General features: G+C 71.7%; 28 protein-coding genes, 1 tRNA gene and 1 pseudogene. 16 read left to right on the top strand and 14 right to left on the bottom strand.

Annotation, left to right across the window (positions count from 1 at the left end; genetic code table 11):
* Window positions 1-35: 35 nt before the first annotated feature.
* The 4 genes from ACFY2L_RS06410 to ACFY2L_RS06425 all read left to right on the top strand — a co-directional run bounded on the left by ACFY2L_RS06410 (window position 36) and on the right by ACFY2L_RS06425 (window position 2,110).
* Complete coding sequence (locus tag ACFY2L_RS06410) at window positions 36-494, top strand: hypothetical protein (RefSeq protein ID WP_390821631.1); 459 nt, start codon at window positions 36-38, stop codon at window positions 492-494.
* Complete coding sequence (locus ACFY2L_RS06415; RefSeq protein WP_390821632.1) at window positions 491-904, top strand: hypothetical protein; 414 nt, start codon at window positions 491-493, stop codon at window positions 902-904. Before ACFY2L_RS06410 ends, ACFY2L_RS06415 begins: the two co-directional genes overlap by 4 nt.
* A 201-nt stretch (window positions 905-1,105) precedes the next feature.
* Window positions 1,106-1,573, top strand: coding sequence for a hypothetical protein (locus ACFY2L_RS06420; protein ID WP_390660160.1), 468 nt, complete (start codon window positions 1,106-1,108; stop codon window positions 1,571-1,573).
* Between the two features lie 78 nt (window positions 1,574-1,651).
* Window positions 1,652-2,110, top strand: a complete 459-nt coding sequence (locus ACFY2L_RS06425) for a hypothetical protein (RefSeq protein WP_390660161.1) — start codon at window positions 1,652-1,654, stop codon at window positions 2,108-2,110.
* On the opposite strand, the gene ACFY2L_RS06430 is transcribed toward ACFY2L_RS06425, so the two are convergent.
* Window positions 2,043-3,215: a serine hydrolase domain-containing protein gene (locus tag ACFY2L_RS06430; RefSeq protein WP_390821709.1), complete on the bottom strand. Its 1,173-nt coding sequence runs from the start codon at window positions 3,213-3,215 to the stop codon at window positions 2,043-2,045. The genes ACFY2L_RS06425 and ACFY2L_RS06430 overlap by 68 nt on opposite strands.
* A gap of 331 nt (window positions 3,216-3,546) precedes the next feature.
* Here ACFY2L_RS06430 and ACFY2L_RS06435 point away from each other — a divergent pair, with 331 nt between their 5' ends.
* Both ACFY2L_RS06435 and ACFY2L_RS06440 read left to right on the top strand, forming a co-directional pair.
* The gene (locus tag ACFY2L_RS06435) at window positions 3,547-4,230 is read left to right on the top strand and encodes an RNA polymerase sigma factor (RefSeq protein WP_390821710.1); all 684 of its coding nucleotides are present in this window, start codon (window positions 3,547-3,549) and stop codon (window positions 4,228-4,230) included.
* Window positions 4,227-5,309 carry a CU044_5270 family protein gene (locus ACFY2L_RS06440; RefSeq protein ID WP_390821634.1) on the top strand — a complete coding sequence of 361 codons (1,083 nt, stop codon included), beginning with the start codon at window positions 4,227-4,229 and terminating at the stop codon, window positions 5,307-5,309. Before ACFY2L_RS06435 ends, ACFY2L_RS06440 begins: the two co-directional genes overlap by 4 nt.
* A gap of 158 nt (window positions 5,310-5,467) precedes the next feature.
* On the opposite strand, the gene ACFY2L_RS06445 is transcribed toward ACFY2L_RS06440, so the two are convergent.
* Together ACFY2L_RS06445 and ACFY2L_RS06450 are read right to left on the bottom strand one after the other, a co-directional pair.
* A complete protein-coding gene (locus ACFY2L_RS06445; protein ID WP_390660163.1) occupies window positions 5,468-5,995 on the bottom strand; it encodes a DUF2267 domain-containing protein in 528 nt (175 codons plus the stop codon).
* Between the two features lie 73 nt (window positions 5,996-6,068).
* Complete coding sequence (locus tag ACFY2L_RS06450) at window positions 6,069-6,494, bottom strand: Hsp20/alpha crystallin family protein (protein WP_390660164.1); 426 nt, start codon at window positions 6,492-6,494, stop codon at window positions 6,069-6,071.
* 158 nt (window positions 6,495-6,652) lie between these two features.
* Between ACFY2L_RS06450 and ACFY2L_RS06455 the strand changes: the two genes are divergently transcribed.
* Window positions 6,653-6,955 (top strand): hypothetical protein, encoded by a 303-nt coding sequence (locus ACFY2L_RS06455; protein ID WP_390660165.1) that lies wholly within the window; start codon window positions 6,653-6,655, stop codon window positions 6,953-6,955.
* Between the two features lie 211 nt (window positions 6,956-7,166).
* Window positions 7,167-8,408 carry a hypothetical protein gene (locus ACFY2L_RS06460; RefSeq protein ID WP_390660166.1) on the top strand — a complete coding sequence of 414 codons (1,242 nt, stop codon included), beginning with the start codon at window positions 7,167-7,169 and terminating at the stop codon, window positions 8,406-8,408.
* 30 nt (window positions 8,409-8,438) lie between these two features.
* Here ACFY2L_RS06460 and ACFY2L_RS06465 read toward each other — a convergent pair whose 3' ends face one another.
* Window positions 8,439-9,350 (bottom strand): hypothetical protein, encoded by a 912-nt coding sequence (locus ACFY2L_RS06465; RefSeq protein WP_390660167.1) that lies wholly within the window; start codon window positions 9,348-9,350, stop codon window positions 8,439-8,441.
* 90 nt (window positions 9,351-9,440) lie between these two features.
* Window positions 9,441-9,590: a hypothetical protein gene (locus ACFY2L_RS06470; RefSeq protein ID WP_390821711.1), complete on the bottom strand. Its 150-nt coding sequence runs from the start codon at window positions 9,588-9,590 to the stop codon at window positions 9,441-9,443.
* 32 nt (window positions 9,591-9,622) lie between these two features.
* Here ACFY2L_RS06470 and ACFY2L_RS06475 point away from each other — a divergent pair.
* Together ACFY2L_RS06475 and ACFY2L_RS06480 are read left to right on the top strand one after the other, a co-directional pair.
* Window positions 9,623-9,988: pseudogene (locus tag ACFY2L_RS06475) on the top strand (hypothetical protein); the annotation flags it as partial.
* A 109-nt stretch (window positions 9,989-10,097) separates the two neighbouring features.
* Window positions 10,098-11,510, top strand: a complete 1,413-nt coding sequence (locus ACFY2L_RS06480) for an alginate lyase family protein (protein WP_390821635.1) — start codon at window positions 10,098-10,100, stop codon at window positions 11,508-11,510.
* Window positions 11,511-11,701: 191 nt separating this feature from the next.
* On the opposite strand, the gene ACFY2L_RS06485 is transcribed toward ACFY2L_RS06480, so the two are convergent.
* Both ACFY2L_RS06485 and ACFY2L_RS06490 read right to left on the bottom strand, forming a co-directional pair.
* The gene (locus ACFY2L_RS06485; protein ID WP_390821636.1) at window positions 11,702-13,234 is read right to left on the bottom strand and encodes an MFS transporter; all 1,533 of its coding nucleotides are present in this window, start codon (window positions 13,232-13,234) and stop codon (window positions 11,702-11,704) included.
* 66 nt (window positions 13,235-13,300) lie between these two features.
* Entirely contained in the window at window positions 13,301-14,596 is a 1,296-nt protein-coding gene (locus ACFY2L_RS06490; protein ID WP_390660172.1) for a DUF445 domain-containing protein, read from the bottom strand.
* A gap of 208 nt (window positions 14,597-14,804) precedes the next feature.
* Between ACFY2L_RS06490 and ACFY2L_RS06495 the strand changes: the two genes are divergently transcribed.
* A complete protein-coding gene (locus ACFY2L_RS06495; protein WP_390660282.1) occupies window positions 14,805-16,133 on the top strand; it encodes an SGNH/GDSL hydrolase family protein in 1,329 nt (442 codons plus the stop codon).
* 98 nt (window positions 16,134-16,231) lie between these two features.
* Here ACFY2L_RS06495 and ACFY2L_RS06500 read toward each other — a convergent pair whose 3' ends face one another.
* The 4 genes from ACFY2L_RS06500 to ACFY2L_RS06515 form a co-directional block, all read right to left on the bottom strand.
* Window positions 16,232-16,945, bottom strand: a complete 714-nt coding sequence (locus ACFY2L_RS06500; protein WP_390660173.1) for a DUF1707 domain-containing protein — start codon at window positions 16,943-16,945, stop codon at window positions 16,232-16,234.
* A 9-nt stretch (window positions 16,946-16,954) separates the two neighbouring features.
* Complete coding sequence (locus tag ACFY2L_RS06505; protein WP_390821637.1) at window positions 16,955-17,977, bottom strand: ATP-binding cassette domain-containing protein; 1,023 nt, start codon at window positions 17,975-17,977, stop codon at window positions 16,955-16,957.
* 2 nt (window positions 17,978-17,979) lie between these two features.
* Window positions 17,980-18,744 carry an ABC transporter permease gene (locus tag ACFY2L_RS06510; protein ID WP_390660283.1) on the bottom strand — a complete coding sequence of 255 codons (765 nt, stop codon included), beginning with the start codon at window positions 18,742-18,744 and terminating at the stop codon, window positions 17,980-17,982.
* Window positions 18,745-18,829: 85 nt separating this feature from the next.
* Window positions 18,830-19,630 carry an ABC transporter permease gene (locus ACFY2L_RS06515; protein WP_390821638.1) on the bottom strand — a complete coding sequence of 267 codons (801 nt, stop codon included), beginning with the start codon at window positions 19,628-19,630 and terminating at the stop codon, window positions 18,830-18,832.
* 213 nt (window positions 19,631-19,843) lie between these two features.
* Here ACFY2L_RS06515 and ACFY2L_RS06520 point away from each other — a divergent pair, with 213 nt between their 5' ends.
* Complete coding sequence (locus tag ACFY2L_RS06520) at window positions 19,844-22,246, top strand: transglycosylase domain-containing protein (protein WP_390821639.1); 2,403 nt, start codon at window positions 19,844-19,846, stop codon at window positions 22,244-22,246.
* Between the two features lie 50 nt (window positions 22,247-22,296).
* Here ACFY2L_RS06520 and ACFY2L_RS06525 read toward each other — a convergent pair whose 3' ends face one another.
* Window positions 22,297-22,599, bottom strand: coding sequence for a co-chaperone GroES (locus ACFY2L_RS06525; protein WP_162252535.1), 303 nt, complete (start codon window positions 22,597-22,599; stop codon window positions 22,297-22,299).
* 107 nt (window positions 22,600-22,706) lie between these two features.
* Window positions 22,707-23,036, bottom strand: coding sequence for a DUF3618 domain-containing protein (locus ACFY2L_RS06530; RefSeq protein ID WP_390660177.1), 330 nt, complete (start codon window positions 23,034-23,036; stop codon window positions 22,707-22,709).
* Between the two features lie 132 nt (window positions 23,037-23,168).
* Here ACFY2L_RS06530 and bcp point away from each other — a divergent pair, with 132 nt between their 5' ends.
* From bcp to ACFY2L_RS06550, 4 genes are all read left to right on the top strand, one after another.
* A complete protein-coding gene (gene bcp / locus ACFY2L_RS06535) occupies window positions 23,169-23,636 on the top strand; it encodes a thioredoxin-dependent thiol peroxidase (protein ID WP_390660178.1) in 468 nt (155 codons plus the stop codon).
* Window positions 23,637-23,859: 223 nt separating this feature from the next.
* Complete coding sequence (locus ACFY2L_RS06540; protein WP_390660179.1) at window positions 23,860-24,564, top strand: 2OG-Fe(II) oxygenase; 705 nt, start codon at window positions 23,860-23,862, stop codon at window positions 24,562-24,564.
* 100 nt (window positions 24,565-24,664) lie between these two features.
* Window positions 24,665-24,913 carry a chaplin gene (locus ACFY2L_RS06545; protein WP_390660180.1) on the top strand — a complete coding sequence of 83 codons (249 nt, stop codon included), beginning with the start codon at window positions 24,665-24,667 and terminating at the stop codon, window positions 24,911-24,913.
* A gap of 50 nt (window positions 24,914-24,963) precedes the next feature.
* A tRNA-Leu gene (locus tag ACFY2L_RS06550) sits at window positions 24,964-25,038 on the top strand.
* A 53-nt stretch (window positions 25,039-25,091) separates the two neighbouring features.
* Here ACFY2L_RS06550 and rdgB read toward each other — a convergent pair.
* Window positions 25,092-25,694, bottom strand: a complete 603-nt coding sequence (rdgB, locus tag ACFY2L_RS06555) for an RdgB/HAM1 family non-canonical purine NTP pyrophosphatase (RefSeq protein ID WP_390660181.1) — start codon at window positions 25,692-25,694, stop codon at window positions 25,092-25,094.
* Window positions 25,695-25,728 lie beyond the last annotated feature (34 nt).

Consider the following 25,728-nt stretch of genomic DNA (forward strand, 5'->3'; position numbering starts at 1 on the left):
GCGGGCGCGCAACGGCCGGACCTAACGTCCGGGGCATGGCCACGAAGCCCGCCCGGTTCGACCGGCAGGCAGGTCAGGACTGGCTCCTGGCCTGCGCTCGAAACCCCACCGCCGTACGTCGCGCATGGGCCGAAGAGGAATGCGCCCGCATTCCGAGCGGTGAGCACTGGCGTGTGGCGGAAGGTCCGTTGCTGCCGTCGCTCGGAGCCATGAAGCGCCTGGAGCGTGCACGGCTCGGTCCCGTCCTGGCGGACGTATCAGCAGGACAGGCCTGGTGGCTTCTGCCCATCGGCGTCGGTCACGAACTGGACGGCACACGGCAGTTGACCGTCCATCCGCCCGGTTGGGCCCTCGCCTGTCCGCCTGTCCTGTACTCACTCGGTGAGCGCGGGTGGCTGGAACATCCCGACGGGTCCGGACGCCTCACCGACCCCACAGCCTTGGGTACCGCGTTCGGCGAGGACGGGCGACCTCGCGCGGAGGCCGCCGGATGACGAACGCCCCGGCCTCCTCGCCCGTGAGGGCCGCCGAACGCGATGCCCAGCACCCGTCACTCGGCGAACTTCTCGTACGGTCGGCAGTCGGCCTCCGCAACCGCACCGCAGTGCGGGCTCTCGTCGAAGAGGCAGAGCTCCTCGCCAGGGACGACGTCCGCGCCGCACTCGTGGCGAAACAAGACGGGGTCATGACGTGCCGGTGGGAGGGCCTGACCGGACGTCTCCACTCGCTCGGGCTCGACGACTGCGAGAGGGCGTTTCTCGGGCTCGTCCTGTCGATGGCGGGCCTACGGAAGAGTCACCTCCACTCCGTGGAGCACCTCGACGATCGCCGGCTGAAGATCGTGCTCCAGGCGGTGATGCGGTTGGCCCGCAACGACTGGATCGCCATCGGCACACGGCTCTGATACCTGAACAGCCCCTCCTCGGCGCTCGGCCCGGCCCCGCCGCGGCAGTCCGCTCGATCTACGTCCTGTTGGTTCCCGCCACGCTCGAAGCCCCTCGCCGGGCTGTGCGGCGCGCTGCAATTCCCTCTCCCCGAGCGCACGACGACTTCTGCACTCCGGGGGAGGGCTGTCCGAAGGTCCTCCCACTGTGAGGTGAACCCCGTGCTCCACACGATCCCCGCTCCCGGCCTCTCCGCCGCCGTCGCCGCCGCCAGGCCCCGCACCGGCCGCTCCCTCGTGACCGAAGTCGAGTTCGAGACACTCGCCGCGTTCTGCGCGGACGAGTACGGCCTGGAGCGCTGCGTCGCCGACCGGGTCGTCGATCAAGCCCTCGCGCTCGTCTTCGTGATGGGGACGAGCGGGGAGGGCGCGAACATGGCGCCGTCGGAGCAGGTGGACCCCGGCTGGCACACGCTCATCCTGCACACCGGCTGGTACGCGCAGTGGTGCGAGCGGAGCTTCGGCTACTTCCTGCACCACCAGCCGAACGGCAAGGTCCGTACCCGCGGGCTGATGGTCGACGTCGTGGGCCGCCTGCGGGCCGCCGGGTTCGAGGTCGACGAGCGGCTGTGGGGCACGGCCGCCGAGTGCAACCCGCCGGCCTGCTGCGGCGACGGCGACGGCTGTTGACCTGCCTCCCCCTGCGGGCGGGTCGAACCTGAGCAGGGTTGGCCCGCCCGTTCCCCCGCGCCAGAACGGACCCGCCCCGTGCCCCTGACCGAGTTGACCGCCATCAGCCGCGTCACCGTGTTCCCCCTCGACAACCTCACCGTCGCCTACACGACCCGGTCCAGCGACGCGCGCGGTCTCGGCGACATCGGTCTCGTCACCGTCGTCGACGGACGCGCCGACGGCGAGGAACTGTGGCGCCTCGCCCGTGACCTCGGCGGTCGCGTCCATGACGGGGACCAGGCCCGATGGCTCCTCACGCAGGCCGGCCGCGCCCGTATGGTCACGTCGTACACCGACCTTCCGGACGCCAGGTGGACGGCCCACATCCGTCGACGTTTCGAACTCGACGCGCTCTTCGCGAACCACGAAGTCCTCATGACCGGCCGGATCCGGCTCTCCCCGCCGAACGACGTTCCGCCGGGAGTCCCTACCCCAGCGACCTCCGCACCGCCTCCACCAGTGCCCCCGCCCGCGCGTCGGTCGGGTCCTCGATGATGTGGTTCATGACGTAGCCGAAGGCGAGGTCGTGGTCCGGGTCGGCGAAGGCGAGGGAGCCGCCTCGGCCGGGGTGGCCGAAGGCGTTCGGGCCGGTCAGGGGGAGGGTGTCGGTGGGGAGCATGTAGCCGGAGGCGAATCTGGTCGGCGTCATGACGACCCGGTCCGGGCCGGCGGACTGTTCCTCGGCCGCCGCGGCGACGGTGTCGGGGGTCAGCAGGCGTATGCCGTCCACCTCGCCGACCAGGGCCGCGTACATGCGGGCCAGGGCGCGGGCGGTCGCGATGCCGTTGGAGGCGGGGATTTCGGCGGCCTGGACCTCCGGTGCGTTGAAGTCGATCTCGGGCGGAGCCGTGACCGCGAACGCCCTGTTGGCGAGGGAGTCCGGGTCGAGCATGGCGGCGACGAGGTCGCGGTACTCCTCGGGGACGGCCTCCGGTGGGACGGTGGCGAGGTCGACGGTGGGCTGCTGGTACGCCATGCGGGTCACCCGGTCGCGTGCGCTCGCCGGCAGGCCGATGAAGAGGTCCAGGTCCAGCGGGGCGGCGATCTCGTCGGCGAAGAAGCGGCCCGGCGTGCGGCCGGACACCCGGCGGATGACTTCGCCGACCAGCCAGCCGTAGGTGCGGCCGTGGTAGCCGTGGGCGGTGCCCGGCTCCCACAGGGGGCGTTGGGCGGCCAGGGCGGTCGTCATCGGGTGCCAGGCCAGCGCGTCGGCCAGCGGGACCGGTTCGTCCAGCGCCACCAGGCCCGCCTGGTGCGACAGCAGTTGGCGCACCGTGATCCGCGCCTTGCCGTTCGCCGCGAACTCCGGCCAGTACTCGGCCACCGGGGCGTCCAGGTCCAGGGTGCCGCGCTGCGCCAGCAGATGGGCGGCCGTCGCGGTCGCGCCCTTGGTCGCCGAGTAGACCAGCTGGAGGGAGTCGCGTGTCCAGGGGCGGCCGGTTTCCGGGTCGGCGGTCCCGCCCCACAGGTCCACGACCGGGCGGCCCCGGTGATAGACGCACACCGCCGCGCCGATGTCCCCGTGCCGCTCGAAGTTCGCCGCGAACGCCTCGCGCACCGGCTCGAAACCGGGCGCGACCTCACCTTCGACCGTCGTCATCGTCATGGTGACCATGCTGGCAGCGCGAGACATCCTCGGGGGGAGGATTGTGCGGGGGCGGGGATCACGGGATCACGGGATCACCGCGCGCCGCGCTCAGGGGTCGGCCCGCGGCTCGTCGAAGGGCTTCGTCCGGTGTGGGCCCGGGGGTCCTGCTGAGGGTGGAGCGGTTGGGGTCCCTGCCCAAGGGGGAGCGGTGGCCGACGGCCGGGCGGGCGTCTCCGGTGGGCGCGTGCGTGGCACGGGTGCCGTGTGAGCCACGCCACGGGAACCGGTCCCGGAGGGCCGGAGAGGTACATGTGTGACATCCAACGATGACGACGACGGCCGTCTGCGCGGGCGGGTGCGGGGCGGGGAACGTGAGGCGTTCGCCGAGCTGTACGAGCAGCACGCCACGGCCGTCTACCACCATGCCCTGCGGCTGACCGGCGACTGGTCGGCGGCCGAGGAGGTCATGTCGGAGACGTTCCTGGCCGCTTGGCGGGGGCGGGGGGACGTGGAGGCCGAAGGGGGTTCGCTGCGGCCGTGGTTGTTCGGGATCGCCACCAACAAGGCGCGCAACGCCGACCGCGGCCTGCGGCGGCGGCTCGCCTTCCTGGCCCGGCGGGCCCCGGAGGCGGAGGCCGAGGCGGTCGGCGACTTCGCGGAGGACGTGGCGGGGCGGGTGGACGACGCGCGGCGGCTCGCCGACGTACGGCGGGTGCTGGGGCGGCTTCGGCGGCACGAGCGGGAGGTCCTCGCGCTGTGCGTGTGGGGCGGGCTCGACTACGCGCAGGCCGCCGAGGCGCTCGGGGTGCCCGTCGGCACCGTGCGGTCGCGGTTGTCGCGGGCGCGGGCCCGGCTGCGGACGTTCGTCGAGGGGGAAGAGCGCGCGGGACGCGGGGAGCGCCGGGAGCGCCGGGAGCGCAGGGAACGTTCCTCGCATACAGGATTTATGGAACCGCGGGCCCGTCGCGGAGAGGTAGGGAGTGAGGCCGCGTTCGTGGCCCTGCCCATTCAGGAGGAAGCCCGATGAACTCCACTCCGGACCGACGCGAGCGGGAGGAACTCGACGGGCTGGCGCGGTGGTTGCCCGCCGGTCCCGTCGAGCGGGGGCTGCCGTCCGGGCGTCACTCCCATCACAAGGACGTACTGATGCAGCTCATCGATCGTGACCAGGCGGCTCGGAGCGGCCGCACCCGTTCCCTGCCCAAGCCCCGCGGGTTCGTCCGGCCCGCCCTGATCGCGGGGGCCGTCGCCGTCGCGCTGGCCGCCGGGCTGACCGTGGGGATCGGTGCGGGGCGGGACGCGGGCGGCTCCGCGCCGGTGCGGGCCGGCGCGAGCGGCGCACCCGGCGGGGGGAGCCGTAGCGCGGTCGTCACGCTCGACCGGATCGCCGCGGTGGCGATGCGGACGGAGGTCGAGGAGGTCGGGGAGAGCCAGTTCGTGTACGTGCGCACCCGGGCCTCCGAGAACGAGGCCGACTGGGGGCAGCCGGTGCGGCCGGGCTCCTTGCACGACCGGGAGGTGTGGTTCTCGCAGAAGCCGGGGCCGCTGGTCGAGTACGGGCTGATCCGCGAGAACGGGGACGACTTCCCGATTCGGATCCTGGTGCCGGAGGGCTCCGACGGGGAGCGGGCCGGGATCGACCGGCCCACCTACACCTGGCTGGCCTCCCTGCCCACCGATCCCGGCGCACTGCTGAAGAAGCTGTACGCCCAGACCCCCGTCTCCGAGGGGGAGGACAGGGACCAGGCCGTCTTCTCCCGGATCGGCGAGCTCGTCCGGGAGCAGATCATGCCGCCCGCCACGGCAGCCGCGTTCTACCAGGCCACCGCGCGGATTCCCGGGGTGACCGAGGTGGACGACGCGGTGGACGCGGCGGGGCGGCACGGCATCGCCATCGCGCGGGAGGACACCCGACTCGGCCTGCGCACCGAGTGGATCTTCGACCCGGACACCCTCGGCTACCTCGGGGAACGGTCCGTTCTCACCCGGGACTCCGCGATGGGCGAGGCGGGAACCGTGTTCGACACCCGCGCCGTACTGGAACGCGCGGTCGTCGACAAGAAGGGGCAGGAGCCCGGCGAACGCCGACGGGCCAAGCGGAGTTAGGGCCTTCCGGCGGGGCGGGTACGGCCGGGGGCACGGCGACGGTCTCGCACGTCCCCCCGCGGCCGCCGCCGGCGTAGTGCCGTAGCCGGTACGGCCGTACGCCGGCGGTGGCCTCGCTCGTCACCGCACCGCCCTCGCGGCCTCGTCCTTCGTGGACTTCAGGCGCGCGGCGCCAGTTCCGCCCTGCCGAACAACAGGGCGTATCCCGGCGGGAGTTGGCGCAGGACGCGGTCGGTCAGCTGCTCGCCCGCCAGGGTCGGCAGGACGCCGAGCACCGAACTCACGTCCCAGCGGGCCGTCGCCGGCGTCGCGTCGCCGATCCGGGTCGCGACCGTCTCCACGAACTCCCGTGCCGACTGCGGGCGGGTGACCGGGATCTGGGACGCGACCACCCGGGCCGCCTCCTCGGGGAGGGCGCGGACCAGGTCCACCCTTTCGTCGCCGGTGAGATGACCGCCCAGGGCGGCGAGGACGATACGGGTGACGCGTTCGGCCTGCGCACTGGTCGGGTACCCGCCTGCCTCCTTCACCGAGTCGACCAGTTCGCTCCAGCCGTCGCTCCCGCCGTCGCTCCCCCCGCGGCTCCGGCCGCCCCCGCGGACGGAGGCGGGCCGGAACCTGTCTCTCCCCGGGGCGGGCAGCACCACCCTCGGGGGCGCTGTGGCGGTGGTCGTCGTCGCGTTCATCGCTTCGGTTTTTCCTCCTGGGGTCCGAACCACCCGACTGCTCGTCTCGGCGCGGCTCATGCTCCGGCTGCGCTCAGCCGCTGATCTGCTTGCGTCCCTCGCCGCCGCCCGAGATCTGGATGCGGCGCGGCTTGGCCTGTTCGGCCACGGGGATGCGCAGGGTGAGGACACCGGCCTCGTACGAGGCGTCGATGCGGTCCGTGTCGAGGGTGTCGCCGAGGAACAGCTGGCGGGTGAAGGTGCCCGTCGGGCGCTCGGCGACGATCGTCTCCGCGCCCTCGGGGGCGGGGGAACGGCGCTCGGCGCGGACGTTGAGGACGTTGCGCTCGACGTCCAGCTCGATCGTCTCGGGGTCGATGCCGGGGAGGTCGAAGTGGACGAGGAAGTCGTCCCCGGACCGGTAGGCGTCCATCGGCATCACGGCGGGGTGTTCGGCGGTGCCGAAGATCTGCTGCGCGAGCCGGTCGAATTCACGGAAGGGGTCGGTACGCATGAGCATCACAGTCACTCCTTTCGAAGGTGCTGTCGGGTGCGATGCCCTACGCCTTCTTATATAGCTCGTCGGAGGAAACTTGACAACCATCGACTCAGGTTCGTTGCTTCGACTGTCCTGAGCGTTAGCCTCGTGGCCGAACGGGAGATCCAGAGGAGGCAGACATGGCGAAGGTTCCCAGCTCGGTGATCGCCGCGGGCGGGCTCGTCGGTGGGTACGGGGTGGCCCGGTGGACGAGGAAGCGGCAGCTCGGCGGGGCCGTGCTGGCCGTGGCAGGGGCCGCGGCCGCTCAGCAGTGGCGTCAGCGGGCGGGCGGGAAGGCCGCGGGGGCGCTGGGCGCCGCGTATGTCGCCGCCTTCGCCGGGTCCCATCCGCTGGCGAAGAAGGTGGGCGCCTGGCCGGCCGTCTTCGGGGTGGCGGGCGCCGTCGCGCTGGCCTCGTGGGCGGTGGCGGACCGGCGGGGCTGACCGCGCGGAGCCGGCAGCGCGGGGCCGACCGGCGGGGCCCGGCCGCGCGGAGCCCGACCGACGGGGCCCGACCGCGCGGTGCCGACCGGCGGGGATCGCATCGACTGACGCCCCCTCACCACCCTTGCGCACATACGCAATTGCGCCGCCTTTTCGAGTTCGCATAGTTTTGCGCGTCATGACCATGGCGCGCAGAGCGATCATCAGGGGCATGGCGGCCGTACCGTTCGCCGGTGCTGCCGGAACCGTGCTTTCCCCTTCCGCCGCTCACGCGGCCCCCGTCGGCCGGAGCCAGTTCCGGCTCGCCGCACGGGCATCCAACGGCTACGGCACGTTCGCCGACATGAACGCCGACCTGGCGGCCAGACTGCCCAAGGTGAGCGTGGGTACCGTGCTCGCAGGCGCCGACCGCAAGGCCAAGCGGCTCACCGGCGCCCCCAGCACGGCCGCCGCGTTCCAGGCCGGCTTCGCCTGGGACAGCGCGGACCAGGCGGTCAGCTACTGGATTCCGCAGGGCGTCACCACCAGCGCCGACGCCCACAACAGCGGGTACTACGGCGGCAGCGACAAGGTCATCCTCGTCTCGTGGTACTTCGAGTCCGACCCCGACGGCGACAAGGTCGTCGACCACCCGCTCGACAAGGGCATGCGGCTGACCTTCGTCGACTACAACAACGCCGCCGCGCCGACGTACCGGCACGTCCTCCTGGTCGAGCCCGTCAGGACCAGCTCGGGCGCGCCGTCCTTCCGGCCCCTGCGCAAGCACGCCGGCGGCATCATGTGGTACGGCGACTTCCTGTACGTCGTCGACACCTACAAGGGGCTGCGGATCTTCGACCTGCGCACCCTCTTCAAGGTCGCCACCACCGAAAAGGACGTGTGCGGTCTGCACACCGATGGCCGGTACCACGGCTACGGCTACCAGTACGTCCTGCCGCAGAGCCACGCCTACGACAACGCGGGCACGTTCCTGCGCTACTCGACGATCGGGCTCGACCGGGCCGGTGACCCCGACAGCCTGGTGATCGCCGAGTACTCGCTCTCCGGCACGGTCGACTACGGGGAGGACGCCTTCATCGGCACGGGCAAGCCCAGCACGGCCGTCCCCAAGGTGGTGCGCTGGCCGCTCGACCAGTCCAGCCGGTACCTGTCCTCGCTCACCCCGACCGAGGCCGTGACGGTCAAGCAGAAGAAGATCCAGGGCGCGGTCTCCCGCAAGTCCCGGCACTACCTCTCGGTGAGCGACGGCCCGTCCCGTAAGGGCACCCTGCGTACCTTCACCTCCAGCGCCTCCACCGCGAGCACCGTCGCCGGCCTGGCCGTCGGCTGCGAGGACCTCAGCTTCCACAGCAAGGACGCGTCCGGCTGGAAGTACCGCGAGCACGTCATCTGGAACGTCAGCGAGTACGCCAGGAAGCGCTACGTGTACGCGGTCCGCGCGGACGGCTCCTAGCCTCGCAGCTCCCCGGCCGTGGCCCTGGTCCTAGTAGGACTGCGGCGGGTTCGGGGGGTACGTCGGGTACTGCGGCTGCGGCGCGTACGTCGGTTCCGGCGCGTACGCAGGTTGGGGCGCGTACGTCGGCTCCGGCGCCGGTCCGCGTCCCAGCGCCGACCGCAGCGTCACCCCCCACCGCCGCTTCAGACGCCGTATCTCCCACACCGACAGGGCCGTCACCGAGAGCGGGCCGCCGAGGAGGAAGGTGTAGAGGATTAGGGGCGGGGCGGCCACCTCGGGGTCGTCGAGCATGCCGAGGGCGAAGAGGGACCAGACCAGGAGCGGGGAGAGCAGCGGCGGCAGCAGCTCGTGGACGTCGCCCACGCGGAAGCTGGAGTTGACGCCGTAGACGATGAGCAGCAGCGTCAGCGGCACCGCGAGCAAGAGGGCGACGAGGCAGGCCAGGCCGCCGATCAGGAACAGCAGCATCACCAGCAGGCCGACGAGGATGCCGTGGTACCCGATGTCGGCGGTGGAGACGATGTCCCCCTTCAGGCACGCGACCAGGAACCAGCACGCCCCGAAGCCCCCGAGGATCGCGCCGACGGTCATCAGCGGGCCGGCCAGGCGGCGCGCGTACACGCCGGTGAGCGGGGAGCGGGCCACGCAGATGAACACCGTCACGGCGAGGAACGCGGTCGTGAACATGATCGCGCAGGCGAAGAGCAGGTCCTCCAGCTTGCCCATGACGAACTGCTCGCGGCCCTCGGTGATGGGGTAGGCCATCACCAGCCACACCGTCGCCACCAGCCCGACGACGGTACGGGCCCACTGCAGCCCGCTGACCACAGGGTCCTCGATGCGGTCGGGCCGGGACGACGCGGCCAGGCGCGTGGCGACGGCGTGCGGGTTGGGTATGGAGCGGAAGGGCGCGGACAGGGTCCGGCCGGTGCTGTTCACGCGTGTGTCTCCCCCGAGTACGTGACGGTGGTTCACGTGTTCGCACGTGCCACGGCGGGACACCTTATCCGATCTTCACCTCTCGGGTGATCATGCGTTCGTCCAGTCCGGCAGGGGCCCCGCCGCCCCCGACCGGAAGGCCCGCCGGTATCCCTGCGGGCTCGTGCCCACCACGGTGCGGAAGCGTTCCCGGAACGCCGTCGGCGAGCCGAAACCCGTCTGGACGGCGATCCGCTCCACAGGGTGCGCCGTCGTCTCCAGCAGGTGCTGCGCCCGCCGCCCGCCGGTTCCTCGCCGCGCCCGAGGACGAACGGGCGGGCGCGACCGTACGACTGCTGCACCGCATCTGCCAGGTGTACGCGGCCGTCGGCGTCGCCGTCCCCGTCTTCGGGTTCGCCACGGCGGGCGCGATGGGCGTGACGGGCGACGCCTGGCTGATCGCGTCGACCGTGCTGACCGTGCTGGCCGCGGGCGTTCTGCTGGTCCTGGTCCTGCCCCGGCAGGAAGTCCTGGCCGAGGGGCGGGGGACCCGGGAGACCACCGTCCGGCTCGCCATGTTCACCGGGATCTTCAACCTGTTGTGGGCGACGGTGACGGTGCTGATGATCGTGCGGCCGGGGTCCACCACGGGCGCGTGACGCTCCCCGGCACGGGCGGGGTGCACGCCGGTTTTCGTTATCCGCGCGGACGCCGCCCGTCTCCCTGGGCATGCACCTGACTCGACCTCGACAGATCAGCCGCCGCAGCATGCTGAAGGCCGCGGGTGTGGCGGCCGGAGCCACCGCCGTCGGTGTGACCGCCGCCCCGTCGGCGTCCGCCGCCGGCTACGCGCACCCCGGTCTAATGCACACCCGCGCCGACCTGGACCGCATGGCCGCGAAGGTGAAGGCGGGGGCCGCGCCCCACACCGCCGGATACGCCAGGCTGACCGCCAACCGGCACGCGCAGAGCGGCTGGACGCCGAACCCGCAGACGACGGTGGTCAGAGGAGGGACCGGCCAGAACTACGCGATCCTCTACAACGACATCCACGCCGCCTACCAGAACGGCCTGCGGTACCACGTCGGCGGCGACAGCGCGCACGCCGACACCGCCGTCGCGATCCTCAACGCCTGGTCGGCGAAGCTCACCTCGCTCGCGGGCAGCGCCGACCGCTTCCTGGCCGCCGGACTGTACGGCTACCAGGCCGCCAACGCCGCCGAACTCGTCCGCGACCGTCCGGACTTCGAGCTGGAACGCTTCCGGAAGATGCTGACGGCGGTCTTCGCCCCGCTCAGCGAGAGCTTCCTCACCGACCACAACAACGCCGTCGTCACCAACTACTGGCCCAACTGGGACCTCGCCGCCCTGGCCTGCGTCCTCGCCACCGGCATCTTCTGCGACGACAGCGCACGCGTGGAGCGGGCCGTGGAGTACTTCAAGAAGGGCGCCGGACTCGGCTCGGTCAGGAACGCCATCCCCGTCGTACGGGAGGACGGCCTCGCCGAGTGGCTGGAGGCCGGCCGCGACCAGGGGCACGCGCTGCTCGGGGTCGGGCTGATGGGCACGGTCTGCGAGATGGCCTGGAACCAGGGCATCGACCTGTACGGCTACGACGACAGCCGCTTCCTCAAGGGCGCCCAGTACGTGGCCAAGTGGAGCATGGGCGGCGAGGTCGGGTACACCGCCAACACCCGCGCGAAGGGTGCGATCGGCGGGTGGTCGGGGACGGAGACCGCGTCCGGCGCGGCCGGTGTCGACCCGACGATGACCCGGCCCATCTGGGCGATGATCGCCAACCACTACACCAGGCGGCGGGGGCTCTCCGCGCCCTACCTCACGCGGATCGCCGCGAAGGCGGCGCCCGAGGGCGGGGGCGGGGACTACGGGCCCAACAGCGGGGGGTACGACCAGCTCGGGTTCGGGACGCTGGCGTTCACGCGGGACAGGGCGACGGCGTCTCCCTCCGGGGGTTCCGCCGCTCTCTCCGGGGGTTCCGCCGCTCCTTCCGCGGCTCCGTCGGCTTCGGCGGCCGCGGCGGCCTCGGGCGAGAGCGGTGATCTTGCGGCCACCGGGTCCGGCGATGCCGTCGCGTGGACCGCGGCCACCGGTATCACCGCTCTCGCGGGCGGTCTGCTGTTGCTGCGCCGCCGGGGCCGGGCCGGGGGGACGGCCGAGTAGGCACCGCCCGCCGGTGCGGGCCGGGGGGTGGGTGAGCCGCTGCCCGCTGAAAGGTGCCTCCCCCACTCTCGGCTTCGCTCGAGCGGGGGGACCCCCATCGCCCACCCGTGCCGCCCCAGCGGCACGACCGCCCGCAGCTCCGGCAGAGCACAGCCCCGGCAGAGCACAGCTCCCGCGTAGCCGCCGAGCGGTTAGGCCGGCTTCGCCGGGGAGGTCGGGCCGGTCGTCGGGGCCGGCTTCGCCCTGCTCTTCGTCGCGGCCTTCGCCTTCGTCGCCGCCGCTGTCAGGGGGCGGGCGATGTCCTCCAGGGAGCGGCGTTCGGCCTTGACCGCGAGGAAGACGGCGACCAGCCCCGCCGCGCACATCAGGGCCGCGCCGATGCAGAAGGCGAGGACCGTGTCGGCGACCTTGCCGGTCTCGGTGAGGTCGGCGAACAGCAGGGGGCCGCTGATGCCGCCGGCGGCGGTGCCGAGGGCGTAGAAGAAGGCGATGGACATGGCGCGGGTCTCCATCGGGAAGACCTCGGAGACCGTGAGGTACGCGCTGGAGGCGCCGGCCGAGGCGAAGAACAGGACCGCGCACCAGCAGGCCGTCATCGTGGTCGCGGTGAGCGAGCCCCGGTCGAACAGCCAGGCCGTGCCGAAGAGCAGCAGACCCGAGAGCAGGTACGTCGAGGAGATCATCACCCTGCGGCCGACCGTGTCGAACAGCTTGCCCAGCAGCAGCGGGCCGCAGAAGTTGCCGATCGCGATGACGGCGAAGTAGTAGCCGGTGCTGCCGCTCGGGACGTCGAAGAACTTGGTCAGGATGGCGCCGAAGCCGAAGGTGATCGCGTTGTAGAGGAACGCCTGGCCGATGAAGAGGGAGAAGCCGAGGATCGCGCGCCGGCGGTAGTCGGAGAACACCGTGCGGCCGATCTCCAGGAAGGACACGCTGCGGCGCTGGTGGATCGTGAGCTCACCCTCGGGGCGGGCGAGCGGGACGTCCCGCTCGGCCCGCACCTGCCGCTCGATGGACGTCACGATCTCCTCCGCCTCCCGGTCCCGGCCGTGGATCAGCAGCCAGCGCGGGCTCTCCGGGACGTGCCGCCGTACGAGGAGGATCACCAGGGCGAGGACGGCGCCGAGCGCGAAGGTCAGCCGCCAGCCCACGTCCGCCGCGAAGATCGCCGTGTTCAGCGCGACGATCGACAGCAGCGAGCCGGCGACCGCGCCCAGCCAGAAGCTGCCGTTGATGAGCAGGTCGACCCGCCCCCGGTACTGCGCCGGGATCAGCTCGTCGATCGCGGAGTTGATCGCCGCGTACTCGCCGCCGATGCCGAAGCCGGTGAGGAAGCGGAAGAGCAGGAACCACCAGGTGTCGAAGGAGACCGCGGTCAGGGCGGTGGCCCCCAGATACACCGCGAGGGTGATCATGAAGAGTTTTTTACGCCCCCAGCGGTCGGTCAGACGGCCCCAGAACAGGGCTCCGAGGCAGGCGCCCGCGACATACAGGGCTGCCGCGATGCCGGTGACCTGGCCGGAGGTGATCGGCAGGCCGCTGCCGGGCTCGGACAGCCGTCCGGCGATGTTCCCGACGACCGTGACCTCCAGGCCGTCGAGGATCCACACGGTGCCCAGACCGATGACGATCGTCCAGTGCCAGCGCGACCAGGGCAACCGGTCGAGGCGTGCGGGAATGTCGGTGGTGATCGTGCGACCGGTCTCGGCCTGCGCGGTGGTCATGGGCTCCCTCCCCATCGAGGCGACCTCATCGAGCGGACCTCGATCGGGTGCCCGGGCCGGACCGCCTTACGCCCCCAGGGCCCGCGCCACGGTGTAGATCAGCAGGCCCGCCAGCGAGCCCACCACCGTGCCGTTGATCCGGATGAACTGCAGGTCACGGCCGATGTTGGCCTCGATCTTGCGGGTCGTGTGCTCCGCGTCCCAGCTCGCCACGGTGTCGGTGATCAGGGAGGTGATCTCCTTCCGGTACGTCGTCACGACGTGCACCGCCGCGCCCTCGACCCAGCGGTCGACCTTCTCCTGCACCTTGGGCTCGGTCGCCATCCGCCGGCCCAGCGAGAGCAGCGAGGCGCGCACCCGCAGCCGCAGCTCGCTGCGCTCGTCCTCCGCCGCCGCCACGATCATGGAGCGTACGGCGGTCCAGGCGGAGGCGATCAGGTCCTGCACCTCGCCCCGGCCCAGCACCTCGCCCTTGAGCCGCTCCACCCGCGCCCGGGTGTCCGTGTCGGACTGGAGGTCGGAGGCGAAGTCGGTGAGGAAGCGGTCCAGGGCGGCCCGGGCCGGGTGGGACGGCATGTCCCGCATCTCCGCGCAGAAGCGCAGCAGTTCCTTGTAGACCCGCTCGCCGACCTTCCTGTCGACGAAACGGGGCGTCCAGCCGGGCGCGCCGCCCTGCACCGCGTCCATCACGGAGTCCGCGTGCAGCACCAGCCAGTCGTGCGCCCGGGACACCACCAGGTCCACGGCCCGGCGGTGCCCGCCGTCCGCGACGACCTTCTCCAGCATCTTGCCGATGCCGGGCGCGACCTCCTGGGCGTCGGCCCGCCGGGTGATCGCCTCCCCGACCACCGCCTGCACGTCCGAGTCGCGCAGCACCGTCAGGGCGCCCCTGAGCGCCGTCGCCAGCTCCGCCGTCACCCGGTCGGCGTGATCCGGTTCGGCCAGCCATGCACCCAGTCGGGTGCCGATGCCGACGGTGCGCAGCCGCTGCCGTACGACGTCCTCGGAGAGGAAGTTCTCGCCGACGAACTCGCCGAGGGAGACGCCGAGCTGGTCCTTCTTGTTCGGGATGATCGCCGTGTGCGGGATGGGCAGGCCCAGCGGATGCCGGAACAGGGCCGTGACCGCGAACCAGTCGGCTAGCGCGCCCACCATGCCCGCCTCCGCGGCCGCCGCCACGTACCCCGCCCAGGGACCGGCGCCGTGGTGGGACGCCAGCTCGGCCAGCACGTACACCACGGCGACGAACAGCAGCAGCCCGGCCGCGGTCAGCTTCATCCGCCGCACCCCGCGCTGCTTCTCCTCGTCGGCGGCGCTGAACACGGTCATCGCGCGATACGACGCGCGTGCCGGGTCGGTCATGATCGGTCCCGCTTCCGTACGATCCATCAACTCCACCCGTTCCCGATCCCCTGCGTCCCGCACGCACACATTGTCCCTGCTCGACCGACTCCTGGAACGGAACAAGAGTTCCCGGCGTCTGACGGGTGGGGGAGCTCAACGGTGAGAACTCCTGCGCATGACTTCCGGAGCCTCACCCGGCTCCCTCACCGAGGAGAACCAGACCCGCATGACCAAGCAATACGGTTATGCCCTGCTGTGCGCGCTCGTCGCGCTTGTCGTGGCCCTGTCCGGCGCGCTGTACGTCGGCGTCGCCGCCGACCACGGATCCGGCCACCGCACGAACAGCGCGCTGGCCGCACCCGCCGCACCCGGCCATTCCGCCGCCCCCGTCTCGGCCGGCGTCTGGGCCGGCACCTGGGCCGCCGCCCCGGTCGGCGGCGAGCCGGGCACCGGGACCACCGGCATGGCGGGCCGCACGGTCCGCAACGTCGTGCACACCAGCGTCGGAGGTACGAGTGCCCGCGTCACGCTGTCCAATCTCTACGGCACCCGCCCGCTGACCGTCACCCACGCCACCCTCGCCGTCGCCGCCGAGGACGACGGCCCGGCGGCGGCCGGCGGGACCCTGCGCCGGCTCACCTTCGGCGGTGCCACCACGGTCACCGTCCCGCCCGGCGGCCAGACCGTCAGCGACGCGGTCCAGGTCGCCGTCCCGCACGACGCCGACATCCTCGTCAGCACCTACTCCCCCACCTCCTCCGGCCCGGTCACCTACCACCCGCACGGGCGGCAGACCAGCTACGTCGCCGACGGCGAGCACACGGAGGACGAGACGGGCACGGCGTACACCGGCACCACCGAGTACTGGCGCTACCTGACGGCGCTCGACGTGCTCAGCGACGAGGCCGACGGGACCGTCGTCGCGTTCGGCGACTCCATCACCGACGGCATCACCTCGACGCTGGGCGCCGACCGGCGCTGGCCGGACGTCCTCGCCGACCGCCTGCGCACCGCCGTACGGTCCGGCGCCGACGCGCCCCGCTACGGCGTGGTCAACGAGGGCATCAGCGGCAACCAGGTCCTCGCCGACGACCCCCGCCGCGGCGCCAGCGGCCTCCACCGCTTCGAACGGGACGTCCTCGGCCGCACCAACGTCAAGGTCGTCGTCATCGACCTGGGCGTCAACGACATCCTGCGCAACCCCCGGCTGGCCGACCCGCAGGCGGTCGTGGCCGGGCTGCGCACCCTCGTGGAGCAGGCCCACGCGCACGGCGTCAAGGTCGTCGGCAGCACCCTGACGCCGTTCCACGGCCACCGCGGCTACACCGACGCCCGCGAGGGCGTACGGCAGCGGATCAACGAGGCGATCCGCGGGGGCGGGGTGTTCGACGCGGTGGTCGACTTCGACAAGGCGCTGAGGGACCCGTACGACCCGCGCAGCCTGCGTCCCGACCACGACTCCGGCGATCACCTCCACCCGAGCGACCGGGGCTACCGGGAGATGGCGGAGACACTGGACCTGGAGGAACTCAAGGGCACGGTCGCGTCGGCATAGCGCCGTGGCCGCGGGCCGCCGGGGCGGCGGGGCGGCGGGGCGCCGGGGGCGGCGGGGGTCGCTCCCCCGCACCCGCCCCCGGCCGGCCCGGTACGGGCTCAGTGCCCCAGGTGACGGCCCCTGTCCCGACGCCCCTCGCGCAGCTCCGCCCGTGCGGCCCTCCGCTCCAGCTTCGCCTGCCGCCGGGCCGCCCGCGTCTCCTTGCGCTCCACACCGACCCCGCCCCAGAGGGCGAACCCGGTCACCACCACCCGAGGCGCCCCCGGGCCCGCCGGCACCCCCGTCTCCCGCTGGTCGAAACCCCCCATGATCCCGATCCCCCGGACGACGACCTCCACCCCCGGCGGCACCACGATCTGCACCCCGCCCATGATCGCCACGCAGTTGATCTCGACCTCCCCGGCGGCGAAGTCCGCCTCGCGCAGATCGATCTCCCCGCCACCCCAGAAGGCCACGCAGTGGAACCGCCGGGGCACCGTCCAGCGGCCCTTGCGCTGGAAGCCGGACATCACGGCCACGGCCCAGGCCGAGGAGTCCTCGTCGCCCACGATCCGCCCGGCCCAACTCCCGTCCGCGGCGGGCTCCTTGCGCAGCGACACCACGGGCGGCGGGGGCGTGACCCCGGCGGCCGGCAGGTCCCGGGTGACCGGCGCCAGCTCCCCGTACGTCCGCGCCCTGTACGTCTGCTCCAGCCGCTCCTCGAACTCCTCGAGGTCGAGACGGCCCTCGGCCAGGGCGTCCCGCAGGACCTCGGCGACCCGCTCCCGATCGGCGTCGGAGGCACGGAGGTCCGGGACTGCGTCGTCGGTCATGTCAGCAGCCTACGAGCTCTGCGCGCCGGGCACTACGGTCTGCCGGGGCGGCGGAGGCCCGGCGGCGGCGTCCCCCGTCGGGTACAGCATCCGGGCGATCACGGCCTCGATGTCGGGCTCGCGGACCGACAGGTCCAGCAGGGGATACTCCGCCGCGATCCGGGCGACCAGCGGAGCCGCCGATTCCGACGCCGGGAACGCCAGCCACTGCCGCGGCCCCTCCACCTTCACCACCTGCGCGCCGACCACCTCGATCGGCGGCAGCTCGCGCTCCAGGTCCACCACCAGGGTCCGCTCGCTCTCGCCCGCCTCGTGCAGCCCGGCGAGCGCGCCGTCGTAGACCAGGCGCCCGTGGTCGATGACCATCACCCGGGAGCAGAGCTGCTCGATGTCCTGGAGGTCATGGGTGGTGAGCAGGACCGTCGTGCCGCGCTCGGCGTTCAGCTCGCGCAGGAACTCCCGCACCCGCGCCTTGGAGACGACGTCCAGGCCGATCGTCGGCTCGTCGAGGTAGAGCACCTCGGGATCGTGCAGCAGGGCCGCCGCGATGTCGCCGCGCATCCGCTGGCCCAGCGAGAGCTGCCGCACGGGGACGTCCAGCAGGGCCGAGAGTTCGAGGAGTTCGACCAGACGGTCGAGGTTCTCGCGGTAACGGCCGTCCGGGATGCGGTACATGCGGTGCATCAGCCGGTAGGAGTCGATCAGCGGAAGGTCCCACCACAGGGTCGTACGCTGCCCGAACACCACCCCGATGCGGTGCGCCAGACAGGTCCGCTCCCGCGACGGGTCGATCCCCGCGACCCGCAGCCGGCCGCCGCTCGGCACCAGGATGCCGGTCAGCATCTTGATCGTCGTCGACTTCCCGGCGCCGTTCGGCCCGATGTAGCCGACCATCTCGCCGCGCGACACGGTGAAGGAGATCGAGTCCACCGCCCGCACCTGCCGCACCTCCCGCTTCAGGAAGCCGGTCTTCCTGCGCACGTCGAAGACCTTCTCGACGCGGTCCACCTCGATGAACGCACTCTCTGCCACGGCTAACTCCCCGTACTCCGATACGACCTGAGCCCCGCCCGCCACGCCAGCCCGGCCAGGACGCAGCACACCACCGCCACCAGCGGCGGGGCGAACGCCGCCCACTCGGGCAGCCCCACGGGATACGGCCGGCCCAGCACGTGGGCGGCGGGCACCCAGTTGACGAAGGCCAGCGGGAACATGAACGTCACCCCGCGCACCAGCTCCTTGCCGAACACCGTCGGCGGGTACTGCAGCAGCGTCTGACCGCCGTACGTGAACGCGCTCTGCACCTCGGAGGCGTCCTGCGCCACGAACTGGAAGGCCGCGCCCGCCACGAACACCGCGGAGAAGATCACCCCGCCGCAGACCACCATCACCGGTACCAGCAGCACCTTCAGCGGCGTCCAGCCGACGTCCAGCGCGGCCAGCGCGTAGCCCAGCACCAGGAGCCCCTGGGTGATGCGGCCCAGTCGGCGCAGCGCGAACCGGTCCGCGGCGACCTGCGCCAGCACCGGTGCCGGCCGCACCAGCAGCGTGTCGAGCGTGCCGTCGCGCACCCGCGTGCCCAGCCGGCCCGCCGAACCGATCACCAGGTCCGCGAGCCCGAACGACGTCGCCGACAGCCCGTACAGGAGGGCGATCTCGGGCAGCGTGTAGCCGCCGAGCGTGTCCACCCGGGAGAACATCAGCAAGATCGCGACAAAGTCCAGCCCGGTCACCAGCGCCCCGCCGAACGCCGTCATCACGAACGACACCCGGTAGGCCAGCGTGGAACGGATCCACATCCCGGCGATCAGCCGGTAGGCCCGCAGCCCCTCCGTGACCCGGCGGTACCCGGTGGGCCGGACCTCCTCCGCCGGCCGGATGCCGTCACCCACCCTGCACCACCACCCGCCGAGTCGCCGCCGACTGCACCAGCCGCCCGGCCGCCAGCAGCGCCACCGCCCACACCGCCTGGAAGGCGAAGACGGGCAGCGCGTCCGCCTCCCCCATCAGCAGATCCGCGGGCATCTGCAGCTGCGCCGCCCACGGCAGCGCCCGTACGACCTCGCCGAGCCCGCCCGGGAAGGCGTTCAGCGGCAGCGTCATCCCCGAGCAGAAGATGCCGGTGACCATCAGCACCTGCAACGCTCCCTGGCTGTCCATCAGCCAGAACCCGCTCAGCGCCACCAGGAAGCGGATCCCGAAACTGACGAGCATCGCGAGCAGCAGCGCCACCGCGAACGCCAGCCACGTCACCGGATCGCGCGGAAGCGCCGACGGGAAGAACAACGCCCCGAACACGAAGGGGATCACCCCGCGCCCCAGGAGCTGGAACAGCGCCCGCCCCAGGTCGTTCGCCAGCCACCACGCCTGCAGGTCGGCCGGCCGGTACAGGTCGATCGCGATCTCACCCGTACGGACGCGTTCCATGAGATCGATCTCGAAGCCGCCGCCCTGGATGGCCAGCGTCGCGTACAGGGCCTGCCCCAGCCACACGAAGGTGACCGCCTGTGCCTGGTCATAGCCTCCGAGGTGCGGCCGCTCGTCCCACAACGCCAGGTATGTGTAGACGAGGATCAGGCCGAAAACGGTGTTGGTGAACACCCCCGCGGCAGTCGCCGCCCGATAGGTCGCGTACCTTCTGAAACCCCCCGCTGCGACGGCCGCGTACAACCGCGCCGAACCCACGGCAACCTTCCTCCTCGCCCGCTCGTCCACCTCTACGACACCGAAGCGCAGGAGCCTAGTCCGCAGGCACAGTGACGTGCTACGCGTTTTCCGGCACAACGCGTGCCGATTGCCGGGAACGGAACGCTTGGTGCGAGAGTCTTCAAGAGGGGGCGCAGAAGGCGTAACGAGGCGTACGACACGTACGACGCGAAACAGGAGTCCGAGCAGCACATGAGTGACGAGCCGCAGCCGCAGCAGCCGACCGAGGGCTGGGCACCGAGCGAACCTCCGGGGGACGCCGAGAAGCCCAAGCGCCCCAAGCGCACCGGCTGGCGGCGCCTGATCCCGACCTGGCGCATGGTGCTCGGCACCTTCGTCCTCGGTGTGCTCCTCCTCGCCGGCCTGTTCTACCTCGGCTACTCCACGGTCAAGATCCCGCCGGCCAACGCCCTCGCCACCAAGCAGTCCAACGTCTACCTGTACGCGGACGGCACCGAGATCGCCCGGGACGGCACCGTCAACCGGGAGAACGTCGACCTCTCGCAGATCTCCAAGGACGCCCAGCACGCCATACTCGCCGCCGAGGACCGCGACTTCTACACCGAGTCCGCCATCGACCCCAAGGCCATGCTCCGGGCCGGCTGGAACACCGCCACCGGCAAGGGCAAGCAGTCCGGCTCCACGATCACCCAGCAGTACGTCAAGAACTACTACCTCGCGCAGGAACAGACCGTCACCCGCAAGGTGAAGGAGTTCTTCATCGCGATCAAGCTGGACCGCGAGAAGTCCAAGGACGACATCCTCGAGGGCTACCTCAACACCAGCTACTTCGGCCGCAACGCCTACGGCATCCAGGCCGCCGCCAAGGCCTACTACGACATCGACGCCGCCGAACTCACCCCCGCCCAGGGCGCCTACCTCGCCGCGCTGGTCAACGCGCCCAGCGAGTACGACGTGATCGCGCACCCCGAGAACCGGAAGGCCGCCGAGGCCCGCTGGAACTACGTCCTGGACGGCATGGTCACCAAGGGCTGGCTCACCGAGTCCAGGCGCCAGGGCATGAAGTTCCCCACCCCGAAGGAGACCTCCGGCGCCGACACGGGCATGTCCGGACAGCGCGGCTACCTCGTCACCGCGATAAAGGACTACCTGAAGGACAACAAGATCGTCACCTCCGAGGACCTGGAGGCCGGCGGCTACCGCATCACCACCACCCTGCAGAAGAAGAAGCAGAACGCCTTCGTCGACGCCGTCGACGACCAGCTGATGGACAAGCTCGACAAGAAGAACCGCAAGGTCGACACCTACGTCCGCGCGGGCGGCGCCGCCGTCGACCCCAAGACCGGCAAGGTCCTCGCCCTGTACGGCGGCATCGACTACATCAAGCAGTACACCAACAACGCCACGCGCCAGGACTTCCAGGTCGGCTCCACCTTCAAGCCCTTCGTCCTCACCTCGGCCGTCGAGAACGACTCCACCACCCAGGACGGCCGCACGATCACCCCGAACACCGTGTACGACGGCACCAACAGGCGCCCCGTCCAGGGCTGGAGCGGCGGCACCTACGCCCCCGAGAACGAGGACTACGTCAACTACGGCAACATCACCGTGCGCCAGGCCACCGACAAGTCCGTGAACTCCGTGTACGCGCAGATGGCCGTCGACGTCGGCCCCGCCAAGGTCAAGCAGACCGCGATCGACCTGGGCCTGCCCACCGACACCCCCGACCTGCAGCCCTACCCGTCCATCGCCCTGGGCACCGCCACCGCCAGCGTCCTCGACATGGCCGAGGCCTACGCCACGCTCGCCAACCACGGCAAGCACGGCACGTACACGATCATCGACAAGGTCACCAAGGACGGCCGGGCCGTCGCCCTGCCCAAGCGGAAGACCAGCCAGGCCGTCAGCCGCGAGGCCGCCGACACCACCACCTCCGTCCTGCGCAGCGTCGTCCAGAACGGCACCGCCACCGCCGCCCTCGCCGCCGGCCGCCCCGCCGCCGGCAAGACCGGCACCGCGGAGGAGGACCAGGCCGCCTGGTTCGCCGGCTACACGCCCGACCTCGCCACCGTCGTCGCCGTCATGGGCCAGGACCCCGAGACCGCCGCCCACAAGTCCCTCAAGGGCGCCCTGGGCCTGGCCCGCATCAACGGCGGCGGCGCGCCCACCCAGATCTGGGCCCAGTTCACCAAGGAGGCCCTGAAGAACACCCCGGCCCACGACTTCGACCTCGACGTCCAGGCCGGCTCCGCGGAGACCGCCCTCCCCTCCGCCCCCTCCTCCCCGGACGCCACGACCGGCGGCCAGGACGCCACCACCGGCGGGCAGGACGACGGGCAGACGCAGGGCCAGACCCAGGGACAGACCACCGGAGGCTCGACGGACGGCGGCTCGACGACCTCCGGCACGGACACCTCCGGCGGCACGACCGACGGCGGCACCTCCACCGGCACCACCGACGGCGGCACCACCGACGGCGGCACCTCCACCGGCACCACCGACGGCGGCACCTCCACCGGCACCTCCGACGGAGGCACCACGGCCGGCACCACCGACGGCGGCACCCCGGGCGGCTCGGCGGGCACGACGACGGGCACGGGCACCCAGCTCACCACCCGCAGAGAGATCGACTAGAACGGCGGGAGGGGCCGGTGACCATGGTCACCGGCCCCTCCCGCCTTCGATTACAGGTACAGACCCGTCGTGTCCTCCGAGCCCTCGAACCGGTCCGCGGCCACCGCGTGCAGGTCGCGCTCACGCATCAGCACATAGGCCACGCCCCGCACCTCCACCTCGGCCCGGTCCTCCGGGTCGTACAGGACCCGGTCACCCGGCTCCACGGTCCGTACGTTCTGCCCCACCGCGACGACCTCCGCCCACGCCAGCCGACGGCCCACGGCCGCCGTCGCGGGAATCAGGATCCCGCCGCCGGAACGCCGCTCGCCCTCGCTCGTGTCCTGCCGCACGAGGACACGGTCGTGGAGCATCCGGATGGGAAGCTTGTCGTGCTGGGGACCGCTGTGGTCGCTTCTGTTACCGCTCACGCCTCGAACCTACCTGCCTTCGCCGTACGGTTTCGCCGCCGGGTGGGCCCTCACGGCTTCCGGCGCCGGGTGCTCAGGGCGAGCAGCCCGACCACACCGACCACGACCAGCGCGACCGGCACGACCCGCTCCAGCCGGGGCGCCCCGTCCTCGTCCACGAACTGCGCCCTGACGTCCGTCACGACCCGGTTGACCTGCACGTAGGCCTTCCCGAGGGTGTGATCGACGTTGGCGACGACCTTGGCCTTGGCGTCTCCGACGATCGTCTTGGGGTGCACCCGCACCCCGATCTCGTCCAGCGTCTCGGCCAGCACTGCGCGGCGGGCCCTGATGTCCGCCTCGATCTGCGCCGGGGTTCTGGTGTCCGACGTGTCCGCCACGGTAAGGCCTCCGAAATCACCGATGCCTGTTGCTGATACCTGATGGTGATACCTGCTGCTGATGCTTGTTCTGCACAGTCTGTCAGTTCCTGTCGTCCCCGCACTGCCAGGACCCCCGGTTACGCTGGACCGATGAGCGAGCGACTCCAGCCCGGCGACGTGGCCCCCGCCTTCACCCTCCCCGACGCCGACGGCAACGAGGTGTCCCTGTCGGACCACAAGGGCCGCAAGGTCATCGTGTACTTCTACCCGGCGGCCCTCACCCCAGGCTGCACCAAGCAGGCCTGCGACTTCACCGACAACCTCGACCTCCTGGCCGGCGCCGGCTACGACGTCGTCGGCATCTCCCCGGACACCCCCGAGAAGCTCGGCAAGTTCCGCGAGAAGGAGTCCCTGAGGGTCACCCTCCTGGCCGACCCCGACAAGACCGTCCTCGACGCGTACGGCGCCTTCGGCGAGAAGAAGAACTACGGCAAGACGTACATGGGCGTCATCCGCTCCACGATCGTGGTCGACGAGGAGGGCAAGGTCGAACACGCCCTCTACAACGTCCGGGCGACCGGCCACGTCGCCAAGATCATCAAGGACCTGGGCATCTGAGAGTCCGCCCCGCTGCCGCTGAGCGGCCCGTGCCGGTGACCCGGCGCGGGCCGCTTCACGTTGCGGGCACCACCGGTCCGTCCGCCAACCGTGTGCGGCGCGGTGACCGGCCGGCCGGAGCGCTCGTTGCCGTGAGGGGGGCTTCGACAGAGCACCATCCGGCACCCCTTGGGTGAGCCGGCCTCCGGGCGGCTCGCCCATGCGATCACGAAGGCGGGACACGATGACAGTGCAGGACACCACCATGGCGCCCTCCGAGGCGGAGCAGCGGCTGTCGCCCGTGTCCATGGACGCGGTCTGGCGGCTTCCGGTGACGGTGTGCCGCATCACCGGCTTCCTGGGCGAGCGGACGTCGGCCACCCTGCTGGAGCGGGCCGTCGCCGCGGCCGGTGGTGCTCTGGCGCCGTCCACCGTCGAGGGCAGCAGGCTGATGCCGACCGTGCGCCGTTCCCGCTCGGGCGGCTTCGCCGCGCCGGAGCTGCTGGAAGCCGTCGACGAGGTGCTGGAGGCCGTGGAGCACACGCTGGGCGTCTCCTGCCGCGACGCCGTGCCCAGCTACGGCCTCAACGTGCACAACGACGGCGACTTCTACCAGGCTCATCAGGACACCGACGGGGTCGGCTACGCCTCCGACCGTCTGCTGACCTTCGTCTACTACCTGCACGGCACACCCCGGCCCTTCCAGGGCGGCGCGTTGCGGGTGTTCGACGTGGCGCTCCCGCTGGGCGAGGACAGGGTGGGGAGGTGGGAGGACCGCACCTGGCGGGACTGGGAGCCCGAGCACGACAGCATCGTGTTCTTCCGGCCCACCGCATGGCACGAGGTCCGCGAGGTCAGCTGCCCGAGCGGACGGCCGGAGGACAGCCGCTTCGCCGTGAACGGCTGGCTGTGCCGACGCCCCGGCGGCGCCGTTGAGCAGCATGGGTGAAATAGGGGCCGGATCCGGCGCCGGCCGGTCCCTGCTGCCGGTGCGTCGTGCGCGGTCCTGGAACCGTGGTCGGAAAACACCGACATGGAAAGGATGCACAGTGATCAGGAAAGCGGCCGTCATCGCGGCAGCTGCCGGTGGTCTCGTCCTCGCCGACGCCGGCTGGGCTGTGGCCGACTCGGGCGAACAGTCCGGCTCGCCCCAAGTCGTGTGTGCCCTGGCCCAGGAGGCGGTCATGGGCGCCTGCGGCAACACGTACGTCTTCGCACCCGACATCCTGGGAAGCGTCCTCAACCTGTTCACCCCCCCTCCGGGGCCACCAGGACCTCCTCCCAGCCCGAGCGTGTAGGAGCCTTCGCGTGAACGGCCCTCGGCGCCCAGTAGAGTAGGCAGCGCTGCGGGCCCGTACCCCAGCTGGCAAGAGGGCGCCGGTTTAGGTCCGGTGTGTCGTGGGTTCGAGTCCCACCGGGCCCACCGGAAAGGCAGACCCCGCGCCTTGGTTCAGGTGCGGGGTTTCTTCTGCCCACTCAGCCGAGCAATTCCCTTACGACAGGGACGAGTTGCCGGAACGCCTTCCCCCGATGGCTGATCGCGTTCTTCTCCTGCGCGGTCAGTTCGGCGCAGGTGCGGGTCTCGCCGTCGGGCTGGAGGATCGGGTCGTAGCCGAAGCCGTTCGTGCCGGTCGGGGAGTGGCGCAGGACGCCCGGCAGCCGGCCCTCGACCACGCGTTCCGTGCCGTCGGGGAGGGCCAGGGCCGCCGCGCAGGCGAAGTGTGCGCCCCGGTGCTCGTCGGCGATGTCGGAGAGCTGGGCCAGCAGCAGGTCCAGGTTGGCCCTGTCGTCGCCGTGCTTGCCGGACCAGCGGGCGGAGAAGATGCCGGGGGCGCCGTTGAGGACGTCCACGCAGAGGCCGGAGTCGTCGGCCACGGCCGGCAGGCCGGTGGCCCGGGCGAGGGCGTGGGCCTTGAGGAGCGCGTTCTCGGCGAACGTCACGCCGGTTTCCCTGGTGTCGGGGACTTCGGGGTACGCGTCCGCGCCGACGAGGTCGTGGGTGAGGCCTGCATCGGCGAGGATCGCCCGGAGTTCGGTGATCTTTCCGGCGTTGCGGGTGGCGAGGATCAGGCGGGTCATGCCCCCCAGTATCCCGACTCGCCTCGCCCGTCCG

The organism is Streptomyces sp. NPDC001381, assembly GCF_042895685.1.
Classification (GTDB): Bacteria; Actinomycetota; Actinomycetes; order Streptomycetales; family Streptomycetaceae; genus Streptomyces.

What these genes read in the sequence shown, in the direction of transcription:
- ACFY2L_RS06410 (WP_390821631.1), top strand. Translation starts at nt 36, where the DNA reads ATGGCCACGAAGCCCGCCCGGTTCGACCGGCAGGCAGGTCAGGACTGG.
- ACFY2L_RS06415 (WP_390821632.1), top strand. Translation starts at nt 491, where the DNA reads ATGACGAACGCCCCGGCCTCCTCGCCCGTGAGGGCCGCCGAACGCGAT.
- ACFY2L_RS06430 (WP_390821709.1), bottom strand. Translation starts at nt 3,215, where the DNA reads ATGACGACGGTCGAAGGTGAGGTCGCGCCCGGTTTCGAGCCGGTGCGC.
- ACFY2L_RS06440 (WP_390821634.1), top strand. Translation starts at nt 4,227, where the DNA reads ATGAACTCCACTCCGGACCGACGCGAGCGGGAGGAACTCGACGGGCTG.
- ACFY2L_RS06445 (WP_390660163.1), bottom strand. Translation starts at nt 5,995, where the DNA reads ATGAACGCGACGACGACCACCGCCACAGCGCCCCCGAGGGTGGTGCTG.
- ACFY2L_RS06450 (WP_390660164.1), bottom strand. Translation starts at nt 6,494, where the DNA reads ATGCTCATGCGTACCGACCCCTTCCGTGAATTCGACCGGCTCGCGCAG.
- ACFY2L_RS06455 (WP_390660165.1), top strand. Translation starts at nt 6,653, where the DNA reads ATGGCGAAGGTTCCCAGCTCGGTGATCGCCGCGGGCGGGCTCGTCGGT.
- ACFY2L_RS06460 (WP_390660166.1), top strand. Translation starts at nt 7,167, where the DNA reads ATGGCGGCCGTACCGTTCGCCGGTGCTGCCGGAACCGTGCTTTCCCCT.
- ACFY2L_RS06480 (WP_390821635.1), top strand. Translation starts at nt 10,098, where the DNA reads ATGCTGAAGGCCGCGGGTGTGGCGGCCGGAGCCACCGCCGTCGGTGTG.
- ACFY2L_RS06485 (WP_390821636.1), bottom strand. Translation starts at nt 13,234, where the DNA reads ATGACCACCGCGCAGGCCGAGACCGGTCGCACGATCACCACCGACATT.
- ACFY2L_RS06490 (WP_390660172.1), bottom strand. Translation starts at nt 14,596, where the DNA reads ATGACCGACCCGGCACGCGCGTCGTATCGCGCGATGACCGTGTTCAGC.
- ACFY2L_RS06495 (WP_390660282.1), top strand. Translation starts at nt 14,805, where the DNA reads ATGACCAAGCAATACGGTTATGCCCTGCTGTGCGCGCTCGTCGCGCTT.
- ACFY2L_RS06500 (WP_390660173.1), bottom strand. Translation starts at nt 16,945, where the DNA reads ATGACCGACGACGCAGTCCCGGACCTCCGTGCCTCCGACGCCGATCGG.
- ACFY2L_RS06510 (WP_390660283.1), bottom strand. Translation starts at nt 18,744, where the DNA reads ATGTGGATCCGTTCCACGCTGGCCTACCGGGTGTCGTTCGTGATGACG.
- ACFY2L_RS06520 (WP_390821639.1), top strand. Translation starts at nt 19,844, where the DNA reads ATGAGTGACGAGCCGCAGCCGCAGCAGCCGACCGAGGGCTGGGCACCG.
- ACFY2L_RS06525 (WP_162252535.1), bottom strand. Translation starts at nt 22,599, where the DNA reads ATGCTCCACGACCGTGTCCTCGTGCGGCAGGACACGAGCGAGGGCGAG.
- bcp (WP_390660178.1), top strand. Translation starts at nt 23,169, where the DNA reads ATGAGCGAGCGACTCCAGCCCGGCGACGTGGCCCCCGCCTTCACCCTC.
- ACFY2L_RS06540 (WP_390660179.1), top strand. Translation starts at nt 23,860, where the DNA reads ATGACAGTGCAGGACACCACCATGGCGCCCTCCGAGGCGGAGCAGCGG.
- rdgB (WP_390660181.1), bottom strand. Translation starts at nt 25,694, where the DNA reads ATGACCCGCCTGATCCTCGCCACCCGCAACGCCGGAAAGATCACCGAA.